The sequence below is a fragment of the Enterobacter sp. MGH 24 genome (assembly GCF_000493015.1).
GTDB lineage: Bacteria > Pseudomonadota > Gammaproteobacteria > Enterobacterales > Enterobacteriaceae > Enterobacter.
Genome location: NZ_KI535657.1, coordinates 1,807,071 through 1,823,812, shown reverse-complemented (window position 1 = coordinate 1,823,812; position 16,742 = coordinate 1,807,071). Strand labels below are relative to the sequence as shown.

Below are 16,742 nucleotides of genomic sequence, written 5' to 3'. Positions count from 1 at the left end.
AAGGGGGAGTCGAAAAAAAATTTGCGAAAGTGTTACCATCGCCTCTCTTTTGGTACTGGCAGGGCGATGTCAATGAGTGGACTCAAGCAGGAGTTGGGGCTGGCGCAGGGCGTTGGATTGCTCTCAACCTCCTTGTTAGGTACGGGCGTGTTCGCCGTACCCGCGCTGGCGGCGCTGGCGGCTGGAAATAACAGCCTGTGGGCGTGGCCAGCGCTGATTGTATTGGTTTTCCCGATAGCCATTGTGTTTGCCATCCTGGGGCGGCATTTTCCCAGCGCGGGCGGCGTGGCGCACTTTGTCGGCCTGGCCTTTGGTCCGCGGCTACAGCGCGTTACCGGCTGGCTGTTTCTCTCCGTCATTCCGGTTGGTCTCCCTGCGGCGCTGCATATTGCGACCGGCTTTGGTCAGGCGCTGTTTGGCTGGCATAACGAGCAGTTATTGCTGGCCGAACTGGGTACGCTGGCTATCGTCTGGTGGGTAGGCTCTCGCGGAGCCAGCTCCAGCGCCAACCTGCAGACGCTGGTTGCGGTGCTGATTGTCGCGCTCATTGCCGCTATCTGGTGGGCGGGCGATATCACAATCAAGGAAATTCCCTTCCCGGCGATGACAGATGTCGACCCTTCACAACTTTTCGCCGCGCTTTCCATCATGTTCTGGTGTTTTGTGGGCCTGGAAGCCTTTGCCCATCTGGCCTCTGAATTTAAGCAGCCTGAGCGTGATTTTCCCCGCGCGCTGATGATAGGCCTGCTGCTGGCAGGTACGGTCTATTGGGCCTGCACCGTGCTGATATTACACTTCAACGCGTTCGGTGCAGATCTCGCCGCCGCGGCATCGCTGCCGGGTATCGTGGTTAAACTGTTCGGTGTGAAGGCGCTGTGGATCGCCTGCGTCATCGGCTATCTGGCCTGTTTTGCCAGCCTGAATATTTATATCCAGAGCTTTGCCCGGCTGGTGTGGTCGCAGGCGCTCGACAAACCTGAGAATCGCCTCGCGCGCCTGTCTAAACGCCAGCTTCCGCTGAATGCCCTGAATGCCGTACTGGGCTGCTGCGTGTTGAGCACGCTGTGTATTTACGCATTGAAGATCAATCTGGACGCGCTGATCGTCTACGCCAACGGCATTTTCATCATGATCTATCTGCTGTGCATGCTGGCGGGATGTCGTTTGCTGAAAGGTCGTTATAAAGCACTGGCAGTCGTCGGGGGCATGCTTTGCCTGCTGTTGCTGGCGATGGTGGGCTGGAAAAGTGTGTACGCGATTGTCATGCTGGCAGGGCTGTGGCTGTTTTTGCCGAAGCGCGGTCTGCTGTCGGATGCCCGGTAAGCGAAGCGCCACCGGGCAACAACATCACCGATCGTCTTTATGGTCTAAACGGTCGTGCTGCTCATCCTTACGCTGATACTCCCCTTCAAAGGTATCGCCCGGCCCGGTGCTGAACCCGCCCCCGGGCATACGGCTAAAGCGCAGATGCGGCAGCAGCTTCATAGTCAGGTGCTTTTGCACCGGCGGCAGAAGCAGCAGAAGGCCGAGGAAATCAGTGAAGAACCCCGGCAGGATCAGCAGCAGCCCCGCAATAATCAGCGATACGCTTTTGATCATCTCCGCCGCCGGGCTTTCGCCTGCGGCCATCTTTTGCTGCATTAACAGGAAATTTTTGAAACCCTGATTACGCACCAGCGACATGCCGATGACGGAGGTGAAAATCACCAGAATCAGCGTCAGCAGGACGCCCAGCACATGGGCAACCTGGATGAAAATAGAAATCTCAATGTAAACATAGAGAAAGAAAGCAATAAACGGTATCCAGCGCACTGGCATCTCCTGTGTGGCAAGGGCCGTCGGGCCCCTGTCTGAATGTGTTCGCGACGCGCGTTTGTATGAAATGGTGACGGTTAGCGAAAATTCAATCAGTTTGCACGGATATTTTTTTTGGAAATATTAAAGCGGTGACCCATTTCACAGATTAATAATTATCATGGAATCGGCTCGATAATAAGTGATCCAGCTTACGGCAATTCGCTATCATCAGCATATGATCTCGAACATCTGGCTGATTGAGGGAATAATCGTCGGCCAGAAAATATTCAAAACCACATAAATACTGTGTGTTTAGTACAATCCATCGGCAGCTTGAAAAGAAGGTTCACATGTTAAACAACATTCGTATCGAAGAAGACTTGTTGGGTACCAGGGAAGTTCCAGCGGATGCCTACTACGGTGTTCACACTCTGAGAGCGATTGAAAACTTCTACATCAGCAACAGCAAAATCAGTGACATCCCTGAGTTTGTCCGTGGCATGGTGATGGTGAAGAAAGCCGCAGCACTGGCCAACAAAGAGCTGCAAACCATTCCTAAAAGCGCGGCAAATGCGATTATCGCGGCCTGCGATGAAGTGCTGAACAACGGCAAATGCATGGACCAGTTCCCGGTTGACGTCTATCAGGGCGGCGCGGGCACCTCCGTCAACATGAATACCAACGAAGTACTGGCAAACATTGGCCTGGAGCTGATGGGTCACCAGAAAGGTGAATACCAGTACCTGAACCCGAACGACCACGTTAACAAATGCCAGTCCACCAACGACGCCTACCCTACCGGCTTCCGTATCGCGGTGTATGCCTCTGTAGTGAAACTGGTGGATGCGATCAACCAGCTGGGTGATGGCTTCCAGCGTAAAGCGGTTGAGTTCCAGGACATCCTGAAAATGGGTCGTACCCAGCTGCAGGACGCGGTGCCGATGACGCTCGGCCAGGAATTCCACGCGTTTAACGTGCTGCTTAATGAAGAGACCAAAAACCTGCTGCGCACCTCCGAGCTGCTGCTGGAAGTGAACCTGGGCGCAACCGCCATCGGTACGCGTCTGAACACCCCGGATGGCTATCAGCAGCTGGCGGTACAGAAGCTGGCTGAAGTCTCTAACCTGCCGGTTGTGCCTGCAGAAGACCTGATTGAAGCTACCTCAGACTGCGGCGCCTACGTTATGGTACACAGCGCCCTGAAACGTCTGGCAGTGAAACTGTCCAAAATCTGTAACGACCTGCGCCTGCTCTCTTCCGGTCCGCGCGCTGGCCTGAACGAAATCAACCTGCCAGAACTTCAGGCCGGTTCGTCCATCATGCCAGCCAAGGTGAACCCGGTTGTGCCAGAAGTGGTGAACCAGGTTTGCTTCAAGGTCATCGGTAACGATACGACCGTGACCATGGCCTCTGAAGCCGGTCAGCTGCAGCTAAACGTGATGGAGCCAGTGATTGGCCAGGCGATGTTTGAATCCATCCACATTCTGACCAACGCCTGCTACAACCTGCTGGAAAAATGCATTAACGGCATCACAGCGAATAAAGAAGTCTGTGAGGGTTATGTCTATAACTCCATCGGGATCGTCACCTACCTCAACCCGTTCATCGGTCACCACAACGGTGACATCGTCGGTAAGATTTGTGCCGAAACCGGTAAGAGCGTACGTGAAGTGGTGCTGGAGCGCGGGCTGTTGACCGAAGCCGAGCTGGACGATATCTTCTCGGCCCAGAACCTGATGCACCCGGCATATAAAGCAAAACGATATACCGATGAAAGCGAACAGTAACCGTTCAGGCTAGGCTTCTTAAGGCACGTCACTTGTGACGTGCCTTTTTTCTTTTTAGGCGTTACCAAAATACAACAATTCAATATCAACTTGTTAATAAGCAAGGAAGGTCCTTATGTTTGGAGCAGAACTCGTCATCGTCTTGTTGGCGATTTATTTGGGAGCAAGACTCGGGGGTATCGGCATCGGTTTTGCCGGCGGTCTCGGGGTGCTCGTTCTTACCCTTATCTTTCAGATTAAACCCGGCGCAATCCCGTTTGACGTTATCGAAATCATCATGGCAGTTATTGCCGCTATCGCCGCCATGCAGGTGGCAGGCGGTATGGACTACCTGGTGAGCCTGGCGGAGCGTATGCTGCGCCGCCACCCAAAATACATTACCTTCCTTGCCCCGCTGGTGACCTGGTTTATGACTATTCTCGCCGGTACGGGCCACACTGCCTTCTCTACGCTGCCGGTGATTACCGAAGTGGCGAAAGAGCAGGGTATCCGTCCGTCTCGTCCACTCTCTATTGCCGTCGTGGCGTCCCAGATTGCGATTACCGCCTCGCCGATTTCCGCTGCGGTGGTCTTCTTCGCCGGTATCCTTGAGCCGATGGGCGTGAGCTACCTGACGCTGCTGGCGATCTGTATTCCGGTGACGCTGATTGCGGTCATGATCACCGCCGTGCTGTGTAACTTCCTTGGTGCCGAGCTGAAAGACGATCCGGTTTATCAGGAACGCCTTGCCAAGGGTGAAGTGAGGCTGCGCGGCAGCCAGGTCTTCGAGCTGAAGCCACACGCGAAACGCTCCGTGCTGCTGTTCCTGATTGGTATCGTCGCCGTCATGTTCTATGCGACCGCCATCAGCGATACCGTGGGCCTGATCCAGAACCCGGTCCTGCCACGTAACGAAGCGATTGTGGTATTTATGCTGACCATCGCGACGCTGATTAGCATCACCTGTAAAATTGACACCAGCGAAGTGCTGAACGCCAGCACCTTCAAATCCGGTATGAGCGCCTGCGTGTGCGTCCTCGGCGTGGCGTGGCTCGGTGATACCTTCGTGAAAGCGCACATCAGCGATATTCAGACCGTAGCCGGCGACCTGCTGCACAACTATCCGTGGCTGCTTGCGGTCGTGCTGTTCTTTGCCGCTACCCTGCTTTACTCCCAGGCGGCAACCACCAAAGCGCTGATGCCTGCGGCACTGATGCTGGGCGTTACCCCACTGACGGCGATTGCCTCTTTCGCGGCGGTTTCTGCCCTGTTCGTTCTGCCAACCTACCCAACCCTGCTGGCGGCGGTGGAGATGGACGACACCGGCTCAACCCGTATCGGTAAGTATGTGTTTAACCACGCGTTCCTGATCCCAGGCGTAGTCGCCATTTCACTTTGCGTGATCCTCGGCTTTATCATTGGCGGTGTGGTCCTGTAAACGGTGAGTGGTTGTAAAAATAGTTAAAATCGGGCCGCTCTGCGGCCCGTTTCATTAATGACCAACCGCCTTGCGTGATATAGTGAAGCCTTTCGTGATGAGGAGGTCGACTTGTGAACACGCCTGATGCTGTTGTCGTACTGTGTACCGCCCCTGATGAAGCCTCTGCCCAGGATCTCGCCGCCAAAGTGCTCGCCGAAAAACTGGCTGCCTGCGTGACGCTCCTCCCCGGTGCCACCTCCCTTTATTACTGGGAAGGCAAGCTGGAGCAGGAGTACGAAGTTCAGATGTTGCTCAAAACCAATCCGGCGAATCAGCAGGCGCTTCTGGACTGCCTCAAATCTCATCATCCTTACCAAACTCCGGAGCTGCTGGTGCTGCCAGTGGTCCACGGCGATAACGACTATCTCTCATGGCTCAACGCTTCCTTACGCTGATCCTGCTGCTGTGCAGCACGTCAGCTTTTGCCGGGTTGTTTGACGCGCCCGGCCGTTCAAACTTTATTCCTGCCGACCAGGCGTTTGTTTTCGACTTTCAGCAGAACCAGCACGATCTCAATCTAACCTGGCAGGTGAAAGAAGGTTATTACCTCTACCGCAAGCAGGTCAGCATTACGCCTGCCCAGGCAAACGTGGGCGCATTGCAGTTGCCCGCCGGCGAGTGGCACGAGGACGAGTTCTACGGCAAGAGTGAAATCTACCGCCAGCGCTTAAGCGTGCCCGTTACGGTGAATCAGGCGGATAAAGGCGCGACGCTGACGGTGACCTATCAGGGATGCGCGGACGCGGGATTCTGCTATCCACCGGAAACTAAGGTTGTGCCGCTCAGCGAAGTGAAAGCGGCTGCCGCCGTTTCCCCTCTCCCCTCGGGCGAGACGAGCGAAGAGCGTACAGACCTTCCGTTCTCAGCGCTTTGGGCTTTGCTGATCGGTATTGGCATTGCCTTTACGCCGTGCGTGCTGCCGATGTATCCGCTCATCTCAGGCATCGTGCTGGGCGGTAAGCAACGGCTTTCCACCGCACGCGCCCTGCTGTTGGCCTTTATTTATGTGCAGGGCATGGCGTTGACCTACACAGCCCTTGGCCTTGTGGTTGCCGCTGCCGGGTTACAGTTCCAGGCAGCGCTTCAGCATCCTTACGTCCTTATTGGCCTGTCGGGGGTCTTCATCCTGCTGGCACTGTCGATGTTCGGCCTGTTTACCCTGCAGTTACCGTCGGCTTTGCAGACTCGCTTAACGCTGATGAGTAACCGCCAGCAGGGTGGCTCGGCGGGTGGGGTATTCGCGATGGGAGCCATCGCCGGTTTGATTTGTTCCCCTTGCACCACCGCACCGCTGAGCGCCATCCTGCTCTATATCGCCCAGAGCGGCAATATGTGGCTCGGCGGCGGAACGTTGTATCTGTATGCCCTGGGCATGGGCCTTCCGCTGATTCTGGTCACAGTTTTCGGCAATCGACTGCTGCCGAAGAGCGGCCCGTGGATGGAGACGGTGAAAACCGCGTTTGGCTTTGTCATCCTCGCGCTGCCGGTGTTTCTCCTTGAGCGTATCGTCGGCGACGCCTGGGGTTTGCGCCTGTGGGCGATGCTCGGCGTAGCATTCTTTGCCTGGGCGTTTATCATCAGCCTGGGAGCGAAAAAAGCGTGGATGCGCCTGATGCAAATCCTCCTGCTGGCTGCCGCGCTGGTGAGCGTACGCCCTCTGCAGGACTGGGCGTTCGGCACACCGGTGAGCCAGACGCAAGCGCACCTGAACTTCACCCAGATTAAAAACGTGGATGAACTCAACAGCGCCCTGGCAGAGGCGAAAGGCAAAGCGGTGATGCTCGATCTCTATGCCGACTGGTGTGTCGCCTGCAAAGAGTTTGAAAAATATACCTTTAGCGATCCGCAGGTGCAAAGCGCCCTGAAAGAGACCGTTTTGCTCCAGGCGAACGTGACCGCCAATAATGCGCAGGATAAGGCTCTGCTGAAGCAGCTTAACGTGCTCGGGCTGCCAACCATTCTGTTCTTCAATCAGCAGGGCCAGGAGCAGCCAGAGCAGCGTGTAACCGGGTTTATGGATGCAGCGGCATTTAGCGCGCATTTGCGCAATCGCCAACCGTAAACAACACTTTAAACGGGACAAACCGTTGGGAATAGCGGAGGAGATAACCGTGCAACGTGAAGACGTACTGGGACAAGCCCTGCAACTGCTTGAGATTCAAGGGATCGCCAGCACCACGCTTGAGATGGTAGCCGACCGTATCGATTATCCCCTGGATGAACTTAAGCGCTTCTGGCCGGATAAAGAGGCGCTACTCTATGATGCCCTGCGCTATCTCAGCCAGCAGGTTGATGTCTGGCGCAGGCAACTGATGCTGAATGAAGAACTGACCGCGGAGCAAAAGCTGCTGGCGCGCTATACCGCCCTGACGGAATGCGTCAGCAACAACCGTTACCCGGGTTGTCTGTTCATCGCCGCCTGCACTTATTTTCCCGACCCAGGCCATCCTATCCACCAGTTGGCGGAGCAACAAAAACGGGCGGCGCATGACTTCACCCACGAGCTGCTGACCACGCTGGAAGTGGATGACCCGGCAATGGTGGCGAAACAGATGGAGCTGGTGCTGGAGGGCTGCCTGAGCCGCATGCTGGTGAACCGTAGCCAGGCCGATGTGGATACGGCGCACCGACTGGCGGAAGATATTCTCCGCTTTGCTCAATGCCGTATGGGCGGGGCGTTGACATAAGCGAACCTGTTAAATTTGCCGTATTCGACGCGTAAACCATCAGATTGCCGCAAACTTAAGCAATTGAACAGCTTTTCCTGAAATAATGTTGACGATAAGGCGCGATTGCGGTTTAATGCGCTCCGTTGCCCGGATAGCTCAGTCGGTAGAGCAGGGGATTGAAAATCCCCGTGTCCTTGGTTCGATTCCGAGTCCGGGCACCACTATTTAAAGAACCCAGCCTATGGCTGGGTTTTTGCTTTTCTGCGTTTATAAATCCCTTCTTTAGTATTCTTGTTTCTCTTTGCCGTGGGACCGTGCGGCCTGCGGGTTTTGTAGGCCGGATAAGGCGAAGCCGCCATCCGGCATGTTTTTCCGGGCACAAAGCAAAAAACCCCGCACCTTTCGGTACGGGGTTCTTCTAATTGATGCCTGGCAGTTCCCTACTCTCACATGGGGAGACCCCACACTACCATCGGCGCTACGGCGTTTCACTTCTGAGTTCGGCATGGGGTCAGGTGGGACCACCGCGCTAAAGCCGCCAGGCAAATTCTGTTAATCTGTATCAAAGCTGAAAATCTTCTGTCTCTCGTCCGCCGAAACAGCTTCGGCGTTGTAAGGTTAAGCCTCACGGTTCATTAGTATCGGTTAGCTCAACGCATCGCTGCGCTTACACACCCGACCTATCAACGTCGTAGTCTTCAACGTTCCTTCAGGAGACTTAAAGTCTCAGGGAGAACTCATCTCGGGGCAAGTTTCGTGCTTAGATGCTTTCAGCACTTATCTTTTCCGCATTTAGCTACCGGGCAGTGCCATTGGCATGACAACCCGAACACCAGTGATGCGTCCACTCCGGTCCTCTCGTACTAGGAGCAGCCCCCCTCAATTCTCCAGCGCCCACGGCAGATAGGGACCGAACTGTCTCACGACGTTCTAAACCCAGCTCGCGTACCACTTTAAATGGCGAACAGCCATACCCTTGGGACCTACTTCAGCCCCAGGATGTGATGAGCCGACATCGAGGTGCCAAACACCGCCGTCGATATGAACTCTTGGGCGGTATCAGCCTGTTATCCCCGGAGTACCTTTTATCCGTTGAGCGATGGCCCTTCCATTCAGAACCACCGGATCACTATGACCTGCTTTCGCACCTGCTCGAGCCGTCACTCTCGCAGTCAAGCTAGCTTATGCCATTGCACTAACCTCCTGATGTCCGACCAGGATTAGCTAACCTTCGTGCTCCTCCGTTACTCTTTGGGAGGAGACCGCCCCAGTCAAACTACCCACCAGACACTGTCCGCAACCCGGGTAACGGGTCTACGTTAGAACACCAGCCATTAAAGGGTGGTATTTCAAGGTTGGCTCCACGCAGACTGGCGTCCACGCTTCAAAGCCTCCCACCTATCCTACACATCAAGGACCAGTGTTCAGTGTCAAGCTATAGTAAAGGTTCACGGGGTCTTTCCGTCTTGCCGCGGGTACACTGCATCTTCACAGCGAGTTCAATTTCACTGAGTCTCGGGTGGAGACAGCCTGGCCATCATTACGCCATTCGTGCAGGTCGGAACTTACCCGACAAGGAATTTCGCTACCTTAGGACCGTTATAGTTACGGCCGCCGTTTACCGGGGCTTCGATCAAGAGCTTCGCGTTGCCGCTAACCCCATCAATTAACCTTCCGGCACCGGGCAGGCGTCACACCGTATACGTCCACTTTCGTGTTTGCACAGTGCTGTGTTTTTAATAAACAGTTGCAGCCAGCTGGTATCTTCGACTGATTTCAGCTCCACCCGCAGGGGCTTCACCTACATATCAGCGTGCCTTCTCCCGAAGTTACGGCACCATTTTGCCTAGTTCCTTCACCCGAGTTCTCTCAAGCGCCTTGGTATTCTCTACCTGACCACCTGTGTCGGTTTGGGGTACGATTTCGTGTTACCTGATGCTTAGAGGCTTTTCCTGGAAGCAGGGCATTTGTTACTTCAGCACCGTAGTGCCTCGTCATCACACCTCAGCGTTAAAAGGTACCGGATTTACCTGGAACCTCCGCCTACATGCTTAAACCGGGACAACCGTCGCCCGGCTAACATAGCCTTCTCCGTCCCCCCTTCGCAGTAACACCAAGTACAGGAATATTAACCTGTTTCCCATCGACTACGCCTTTCGGCCTCGCCTTAGGGGTCGACTCACCCTGCCCCGATTAACGTTGGACAGGAACCCTTGGTCTTCCGGCGAGCGGGCTTTTCACCCGCTTTATCGTTACTTATGTCAGCATTCGCACTTCTGATACCTCCAGCATGCCTCACAGCACACCTTCAACGGCTTACAGAACGCTCCCCTACCCAACAACGCATAAGCGTCGCTGCCGCAGCTTCGGTGCATGGTTTAGCCCCGTTACATCTTCCGCGCAGGCCGACTCGACCAGTGAGCTATTACGCTTTCTTTAAATGATGGCTGCTTCTAAGCCAACATCCTGGCTGTCTGTGCCTTCCCACATCGTTTCCCACTTAACCATGACTTTGGGACCTTAGCTGGCGGTCTGGGTTGTTTCCCTCTTCACGACGGACGTTAGCACCCGCCGTGTGTCTCCCGTGATAACATTCTTCGGTATTCGTAGTTTGCATCGGGTTGGTAAGCCGGGATGGCCCCCTAGCCGAAACAGTGCTCTACCCCCGAAGATGAGTTCACGAGGCGCTACCTAAATAGCTTTCGGGGAGAACCAGCTATCTCCCGGTTTGATTGGCCTTTCACCCCCAGCCACAAGTCATCCGCTAATTTTTCAACATTAGTCGGTTCGGTCCTCCAGTTAGTGTTACCCAACCTTCAACCTGCCCATGGCTAGATCACCGGGTTTCGGGTCTATACCCTGCAACTTAACGCCCAGTTAAGACTCGGTTTCCCTTCGGCTCCCCTATACGGTTAACCTTGCTACAGAATATAAGTCGCTGACCCATTATACAAAAGGTACGCAGTCACACCACGAAGGTGCTCCCACTGCTTGTACGTACACGGTTTCAGGTTCTTTTTCACTCCCCTCGCCGGGGTTCTTTTCGCCTTTCCCTCACGGTACTGGTTCACTATCGGTCAGTCAGGAGTATTTAGCCTTGGAGGATGGTCCCCCCATATTCAGACAGGATACCACGTGTCCCGCCCTACTCTTCGAGTTCACAGCCTGTGTGCTTTCGTGTACGGGAGTATCACCCTGTACCCTGCGACTTTCCAGACGCTTCCACTAACACACAAGCTGATTCAGACTCTGGGCTGCTCCCCGTTCGCTCGCCGCTACTGGGGGAATCTCGGTTGATTTCTTTTCCTCGGGGTACTTAGATGTTTCAGTTCCCCCGGTTCGCCTCGTTAACCTATGTATTCAGTTAACGATAGTGCAACGAATTGCACTGGGTTTCCCCATTCGGACATCGCCGGGTCAAAGGTTCATATCACCTCGCCGGCGCTTTTCGCAGATTAGCACGTCCTTCATCGCCTCTGACTGCCAGGGCATCCACCGTGTACGCTTAGTCGCTTAACCTCACAACCCGAAGATGTTTCTTTCGATTCATCATCGACTTGCGAAAATTTGAGAGACTCGAACACACATAACATGTGTGTCGTTTCAATTTTCAGCTTGATCCAGATTTTTAAAGAGCAAATATCTCAAACGTCACCCGAAGATGAGTTTTGAGATATGACGGCAGGTGACTTTCACTCACGAACCAGCAAGTGGCGTCCCCTAGGGGATTCGAACCCCTGTTACCGCCGTGAAAGGGCGGTGTCCTGGGCCTCTAGACGAAGGGGACGTGTAAGTCTCAATCGCAAGACGCCTTGCTATTTACTTTTCATCAGACAATCTGTGTGAGCACTACAAAGGCAGGTTCTTTAAGGTAAGGAGGTGATCCAACCGCAGGTTCCCCTACGGTTACCTTGTTACGACTTCACCCCAGTCATGAATCACAAAGTGGTAAGCGCCCTCCCGAAGGTTAAGCTACCTACTTCTTTTGCAACCCACTCCCATGGTGTGACGGGCGGTGTGTACAAGGCCCGGGAACGTATTCACCGTAGCATTCTGATCTACGATTACTAGCGATTCCGACTTCATGGAGTCGAGTTGCAGACTCCAATCCGGACTACGACGCACTTTATGAGGTCCGCTTGCTCTCGCGAGGTCGCTTCTCTTTGTATGCGCCATTGTAGCACGTGTGTAGCCCTACTCGTAAGGGCCATGATGACTTGACGTCATCCCCACCTTCCTCCAGTTTATCACTGGCAGTCTCCTTTGAGTTCCCGGCCGAACCGCTGGCAACAAAGGATAAGGGTTGCGCTCGTTGCGGGACTTAACCCAACATTTCACAACACGAGCTGACGACAGCCATGCAGCACCTGTCTCAGAGTTCCCGAAGGCACCAATCCATCTCTGGAAAGTTCTCTGGATGTCAAGAGTAGGTAAGGTTCTTCGCGTTGCATCGAATTAAACCACATGCTCCACCGCTTGTGCGGGCCCCCGTCAATTCATTTGAGTTTTAACCTTGCGGCCGTACTCCCCAGGCGGTCGACTTAACGCGTTAGCTCCGGAAGCCACGCCTCAAGGGCACAACCTCCAAGTCGACATCGTTTACGGCGTGGACTACCAGGGTATCTAATCCTGTTTGCTCCCCACGCTTTCGCACCTGAGCGTCAGTCTTTGTCCAGGGGGCCGCCTTCGCCACCGGTATTCCTCCAGATCTCTACGCATTTCACCGCTACACCTGGAATTCTACCCCCCTCTACAAGACTCTAGCCTGCCAGTTTCGAATGCAGTTCCCAGGTTGAGCCCGGGGATTTCACATCCGACTTGACAGACCGCCTGCGTGCGCTTTACGCCCAGTAATTCCGATTAACGCTTGCACCCTCCGTATTACCGCGGCTGCTGGCACGGAGTTAGCCGGTGCTTCTTCTGCGGGTAACGTCAATTGCTGAGGTTATTAACCTCAACACCTTCCTCCCCGCTGAAAGTACTTTACAACCCGAAGGCCTTCTTCATACACGCGGCATGGCTGCATCAGGCTTGCGCCCATTGTGCAATATTCCCCACTGCTGCCTCCCGTAGGAGTCTGGACCGTGTCTCAGTTCCAGTGTGGCTGGTCATCCTCTCAGACCAGCTAGGGATCGTCGCCTAGGTGAGCCGTTACCCCACCTACTAGCTAATCCCATCTGGGCACATCTGATGGCAAGAGGCCCGAAGGTCCCCCTCTTTGGTCTTGCGACATTATGCGGTATTAGCTACCGTTTCCAGTAGTTATCCCCCTCCATCAGGCAGTTTCCCAGACATTACTCACCCGTCCGCCGCTCGTCACCCGGAGAGCAAGCTCTCCTGTGCTACCGCTCGACTTGCATGTGTTAGGCCTGCCGCCAGCGTTCAATCTGAGCCATGATCAAACTCTTCAATTTAAGTTTGATGCTCGTGAATTAAACTTCGTAATGAATTACGTATGTTCACTCAGAGACTTGGTATTCATTTATTGTCCGAAGACATTAAGAATCCATGTCACTTTGAGTGCCCACACAGATTGTCTGATAAATTGTTAAAGAGCAGTGCAACGCGGCTTTCGCTCACCGTTGCGAGGTGGCGTATATTACGCTTTCCTCTTTCAGAGTCAACCCGTTATTTCAGGATTTTTTCTCTTCAACCGACCGGGTTGTTTGTGAAGTGATTCACATCTGCCGTGTCGATGGAGGCGCATTATAGGGAGTTCTCCGCAAGCCGCAACCGCTAAATGACAGAAAAATGACTGACTGCTGCATTCCACAGCAAAACCCCGCCTTATACCCTTTTATGCACAAAGTTATCCACAATTATGAGCGGATCGCGATGCGATCCTACGAATTGAGCGGGAAGATCAACTATACTAGCGGCAAATAATCTCCTCTGTGCAGGCCCCCTCATGACCACACAACGCCTCGCCCGTGACTGGCGTCTCCCTACAGCAGGGGTGATGCTGCTGGCAATCCTCTTTGCCGGTTTTACCCTGCATGCGCACTGGAATGCCTTTATCCAGTGGTGTCTCGCCACGCAAATTACGCTGCACCGCTATCTGGTGATGTATCTACTGCAGCTTAATAACCACCAGTACAGCGGCGGATTATGGCTGTTAACGGGGGCTTTCCTTTATGGTGTCCTTCACGCCATCGGACCCGGGCACGGAAAATTCATTGTGACGACCTATCTGACGACAAATAAAGAAAGCGAGCTGGCCGCCCGGGTCGTCCCCTTCCTGGGTAGCCTGATGCAGGGCGTCAGCGCCATTCTGTTTGTCTTTATTCTGGCGGTGGGGTTTAACCTCGCCTCAGGAGATATCAGCACCAGCCGCTGGTACGTGGAGAAGATAAGCGCAGTGCTGATTGGCGCATTTGGCGCGTTTGTCATTTACCAGGCGCTGAAGAGCCTGCGTCCGCGCAGGATGACTATCTCCGCCATCAAGCCGCTTCATCAGCACGATGAACACTGTGGCTGCGGCCACCACGGCGTGGGGGCAAACCTGACAGAAGGCGACTGGAAAACGCGCCTGGGCGTCATTCTGGCGATTGGCGCACGCCCGTGCAGCGGGGCGATCATGATTCTGATGTTTTCGAACGCGCTGGGGATTGTCACCTGGGGGGTGGCCGCAGTCATGACCATGTCTCTGGGAACCGCGCTTTCAATCGTGGGGCTTTCACTGGCAGTACGCTACGCCCGCGAGCGCACGGTGAGCTGGTTCGGAGAAAGCGCCTCATTAAGATGGCTCGTACCGGCAGTCAAAATAGCCGGAGGGATAGTCCTGATCCTGTTCGCGACGGTGCTGTTTCTGACGGTGATCCCCATCAGCGCCAATGGCGACTACATCGCTGCTGGATGCTAATAAAAGAAAACCCGCCGTTGGCGGGTTTCTTTATTACTCGTTGATGCGTGGATGCTGGTCCACCAATCGGGAGCGTTTTTTCTGCAGCTCTTCAATCTCTGCGTCAATATCCTCAATCTTCTGCTCGACGTTATCGTAGTGCTCACGCAGGATCTCTTTCGCTTCCTGGATATCAGACGCCGCAGGCGTTGCCCCTTTCAGCGGACGATTCGCCGTCTCCTTCATGGTAATACCGGTAATCAAACCAATCACCGCGATCACCATCAGGTAATAAGCCGGCATCATCAGGTTCTGCGTACTCTCGACCAGCGAGGCGGCAAGCGTCGGGGTCAGACCGGCAATCAGCACCGAGATGTTAAATGCCGCGGCCAGCGCGCTGTAGCGAATGTGGGTCGGGAACATCGCGGGCAGCGTTGAGGCCATCACCCCGATAAAGCAGTTAAGGATCACCGCCAGCATCAGCAGACCGGCAAAAATCAGCCCCAGCACATCACTGTTAATCAGTATGAAGGCCGGAATGGCCAGAGCAAACAGCGCAACGCTTCCCAGGATAATGAATGGTCGACGACCAAAACGGTCACTCAACAGGCCCATAATCGGCTGCACAAACAGCATACCTACCATGATGGCGATAATGATCAGCACGCCGTGATCTTCCGAGTAGTGCAGGTTATGCGACAGATAGCTCGGCATGTAGGTCAACAGCATGTAGTAGGTCACGTTGGTCGAAATCACCAGACCAATACAGGTCAGCAGGCTGCGCCAGTGCTTAGTGGCAATCTCTTTGAACGACACCTTCGGACCATCCTGCAGCCCTTCGCGGTCACCCTGTTCCAGTTTATCGACGTGCTGCTGGAACGCGGGCGTCTCCTCAAGCGCATGACGCAGGTAGAGACCAATAATCCCCAGCGGCAAGGCCAGGAAGAACGGGATACGCCAGCCCCAGTCGAGGAAGTTATCTTCACCCACCACGGTTGAAATCAGAACCACTACGCCCGCGCCGAGGACAAACCCGGCAATCGAGCCGAAGTCCAGCCAGCTTCCCATAAAACCGCGCTTACGATCCGGGGAATATTCGGCAACGAAGATCGAGGCACCGGTATATTCACCGCCCACGGAGAAGCCCTGAGCCATCTTACAAATCAGCAGCAGAATCGGTGCCCAAATGCCGATGGTGGCGTACGACGGTATAAGGCCGATACAGAATGTACTGATCGACATAATGACGATGGTGATGGCAAGGATTTTCTGACGACCATATTTATCGCCGAGCATACCGAAGAACAGACCGCCCAGCGGACGAATCAGGAAGGGAACGGAGAACGTACCCAGTGCGGCAATCATCTGCAGGCTGGGATCGGCCCCGGGGAAAAACACTTTACCTAACGCATAGGCCACAAAGCCGTAGACACCAAAATCGAACCATTCCATCGCATTACCGAGCGAGGCTGCGGTAATGGCTTTACGCAGCTTTGCGTCATCAATGATGGTAACGTCGCGAAGCGTGATGGGTTTAATCTTTTTCCTTCTCAGCATAGCTATCCTCGTTGACTCGGCCCTGTCTGTTTCACAGTCCAGTTAGCGTTCTGTGAACCATGGGATCCGCTCCATGCGAATCGCCTTATTCAAGCGTAGCAGGTTTACTTACATTGACGTTTAACGTCGATACAACCGAACCTGTTGACGCCTGTCTGGGCAGTTAATGACCTTTTTACCCTACCAGCGTTTATATTTGTGATCAACTTCACATATATTTTTGTGCCCGGTCAAGCCGGTTCAGTTTTTGTCAACGCGCGCCAATAAGCACTTTCTCACCCGCCTAAAAAACATCCTCGCACACATCATTATTTCCTTCTTAACAGAAAAACAACCCACGTTAATTCACATCAGATTTACATAAATTTTCATCATCATAAATCGGCCCAAAGTTTTACGCCGAATATGTGACAAAGATAACTAAAACGATGTTTTATTTTCATTGAATCACTATTCCAATGATCGCATGATAAATCCGAATTCAGCGTTTAAGGTGTTTCTGAATCGGTTTAATCGGGAGCACACATTTAATTATGCTGCAGGGTTATCGAAAAAAGCCTGCAAGAAGAAAAGCAATTATTTGAATTTATTGACTAATTTTTTACACCTATCACCCGTCCTGCGGGATCCGA

General features: G+C 53.9%; 9 protein-coding genes, 2 tRNA genes and 3 rRNA genes. 8 read left to right on the top strand and 6 right to left on the bottom strand.

The annotated features are described in order from the left end of the window. Window positions 1–72: 72 nt before the first annotated feature. A complete protein-coding gene (gene yjeH / locus L370_RS13205; RefSeq protein WP_023334228.1) occupies window positions 73–1,323 on the top strand; it encodes an L-methionine/branched-chain amino acid transporter in 1,251 nt (416 codons plus the stop codon). Window positions 1,324–1,347: 24 nt separating this feature from the next. Here the strand turns inward: yjeH and L370_RS13210 are convergent, their stop codons facing one another. Further along, a complete protein-coding gene (locus tag L370_RS13210; RefSeq protein ID WP_023334227.1) occupies window positions 1,348–1,812 on the bottom strand; it encodes an FxsA family protein in 465 nt (154 codons plus the stop codon). 335 nt (window positions 1,813–2,147) lie between these two features. Between L370_RS13210 and aspA the strand changes: the two genes are divergently transcribed. The 6 genes from aspA (at window position 2,148) to L370_RS13240 (ending at window position 7,933) form a co-directional block, all read left to right on the top strand. Further along, window positions 2,148–3,584 (top strand): aspartate ammonia-lyase, encoded by a 1,437-nt coding sequence (gene aspA / locus L370_RS13215; RefSeq protein ID WP_003855923.1) that lies wholly within the window; start codon window positions 2,148–2,150, stop codon window positions 3,582–3,584. Between the two features lie 115 nt (window positions 3,585–3,699). Continuing rightward, on the top strand, window positions 3,700–5,001 hold the full coding sequence (locus L370_RS13220) for an anaerobic C4-dicarboxylate transporter (RefSeq protein WP_023334226.1): 1,302 nt from the start codon (window positions 3,700–3,702) through the stop codon (window positions 4,999–5,001). Between the two features lie 113 nt (window positions 5,002–5,114). After that, on the top strand, window positions 5,115–5,438 hold the full coding sequence (gene cutA / locus L370_RS13225; protein ID WP_023334225.1) for a divalent cation tolerance protein CutA: 324 nt from the start codon (window positions 5,115–5,117) through the stop codon (window positions 5,436–5,438). Further along, window positions 5,414–7,105: a protein-disulfide reductase DsbD gene (locus L370_RS13230; RefSeq protein WP_023334224.1), complete on the top strand. Its 1,692-nt coding sequence runs from the start codon at window positions 5,414–5,416 to the stop codon at window positions 7,103–7,105. Before cutA ends, L370_RS13230 begins: the two co-directional genes overlap by 25 nt. A gap of 49 nt (window positions 7,106–7,154) precedes the next feature. Further along, complete coding sequence (locus L370_RS13235; RefSeq protein ID WP_023334223.1) at window positions 7,155–7,730, top strand: transcriptional regulator; 576 nt, start codon at window positions 7,155–7,157, stop codon at window positions 7,728–7,730. A gap of 127 nt (window positions 7,731–7,857) precedes the next feature. Continuing rightward, a tRNA-Phe gene (locus L370_RS13240) sits at window positions 7,858–7,933 on the top strand. A gap of 206 nt (window positions 7,934–8,139) precedes the next feature. On the opposite strand, the gene rrf is transcribed toward L370_RS13240, so the two are convergent. The 4 genes from rrf to L370_RS13260 form a co-directional block, all read right to left on the bottom strand. Next, window positions 8,140–8,255: ribosomal RNA gene (gene rrf, locus L370_RS13245) — 5S ribosomal RNA — on the bottom strand. Window positions 8,256–8,326: 71 nt separating this feature from the next. Further along, window positions 8,327–11,231: ribosomal RNA gene (locus L370_RS13250) — 23S ribosomal RNA — on the bottom strand. Between the two features lie 192 nt (window positions 11,232–11,423). After that, a tRNA-Glu gene (locus L370_RS13255) sits at window positions 11,424–11,499 on the bottom strand. Window positions 11,500–11,584: 85 nt separating this feature from the next. Continuing rightward, window positions 11,585–13,126 (bottom strand): 16S ribosomal RNA (locus L370_RS13260). Together the 16S, 23S and 5S rRNA genes with 1 tRNA gene alongside form the textbook arrangement of a ribosomal RNA operon. Before the next feature lie 494 nt (window positions 13,127–13,620). Here L370_RS13260 and L370_RS13265 point away from each other — a divergent pair. After that, window positions 13,621–14,574, top strand: coding sequence for a nickel/cobalt transporter (locus L370_RS13265; RefSeq protein ID WP_023334222.1), 954 nt, complete (start codon window positions 13,621–13,623; stop codon window positions 14,572–14,574). A gap of 33 nt (window positions 14,575–14,607) precedes the next feature. Here the strand turns inward: L370_RS13265 and proP are convergent, their stop codons facing one another. After that, on the bottom strand, window positions 14,608–16,110 hold the full coding sequence (proP, locus tag L370_RS13270) for a glycine betaine/L-proline transporter ProP (RefSeq protein ID WP_023334221.1): 1,503 nt from the start codon (window positions 16,108–16,110) through the stop codon (window positions 14,608–14,610). Window positions 16,111–16,742: the final 632 nt, after the last annotated feature.

Bases quoted from the DNA above. Each gene is read 5' to 3' on its own strand.
- yjeH (WP_023334228.1), top strand. From the start codon at position 73: ATGAGTGGACTCAAGCAGGAGTTGGGGCTGGCGCAGGGCGTTGGATTG.
- L370_RS13230 (WP_023334224.1), top strand. From the start codon at position 5,414: ATGGCTCAACGCTTCCTTACGCTGATCCTGCTGCTGTGCAGCACGTCA.
- proP (WP_023334221.1), bottom strand. From the start codon at position 16,110: ATGCTGAGAAGGAAAAAGATTAAACCCATCACGCTTCGCGACGTTACC.
- L370_RS13220 (WP_023334226.1), top strand. From the start codon at position 3,700: ATGTTTGGAGCAGAACTCGTCATCGTCTTGTTGGCGATTTATTTGGGA.
- aspA (WP_003855923.1), top strand. From the start codon at position 2,148: ATGTTAAACAACATTCGTATCGAAGAAGACTTGTTGGGTACCAGGGAA.
- L370_RS13265 (WP_023334222.1), top strand. From the start codon at position 13,621: ATGACCACACAACGCCTCGCCCGTGACTGGCGTCTCCCTACAGCAGGG.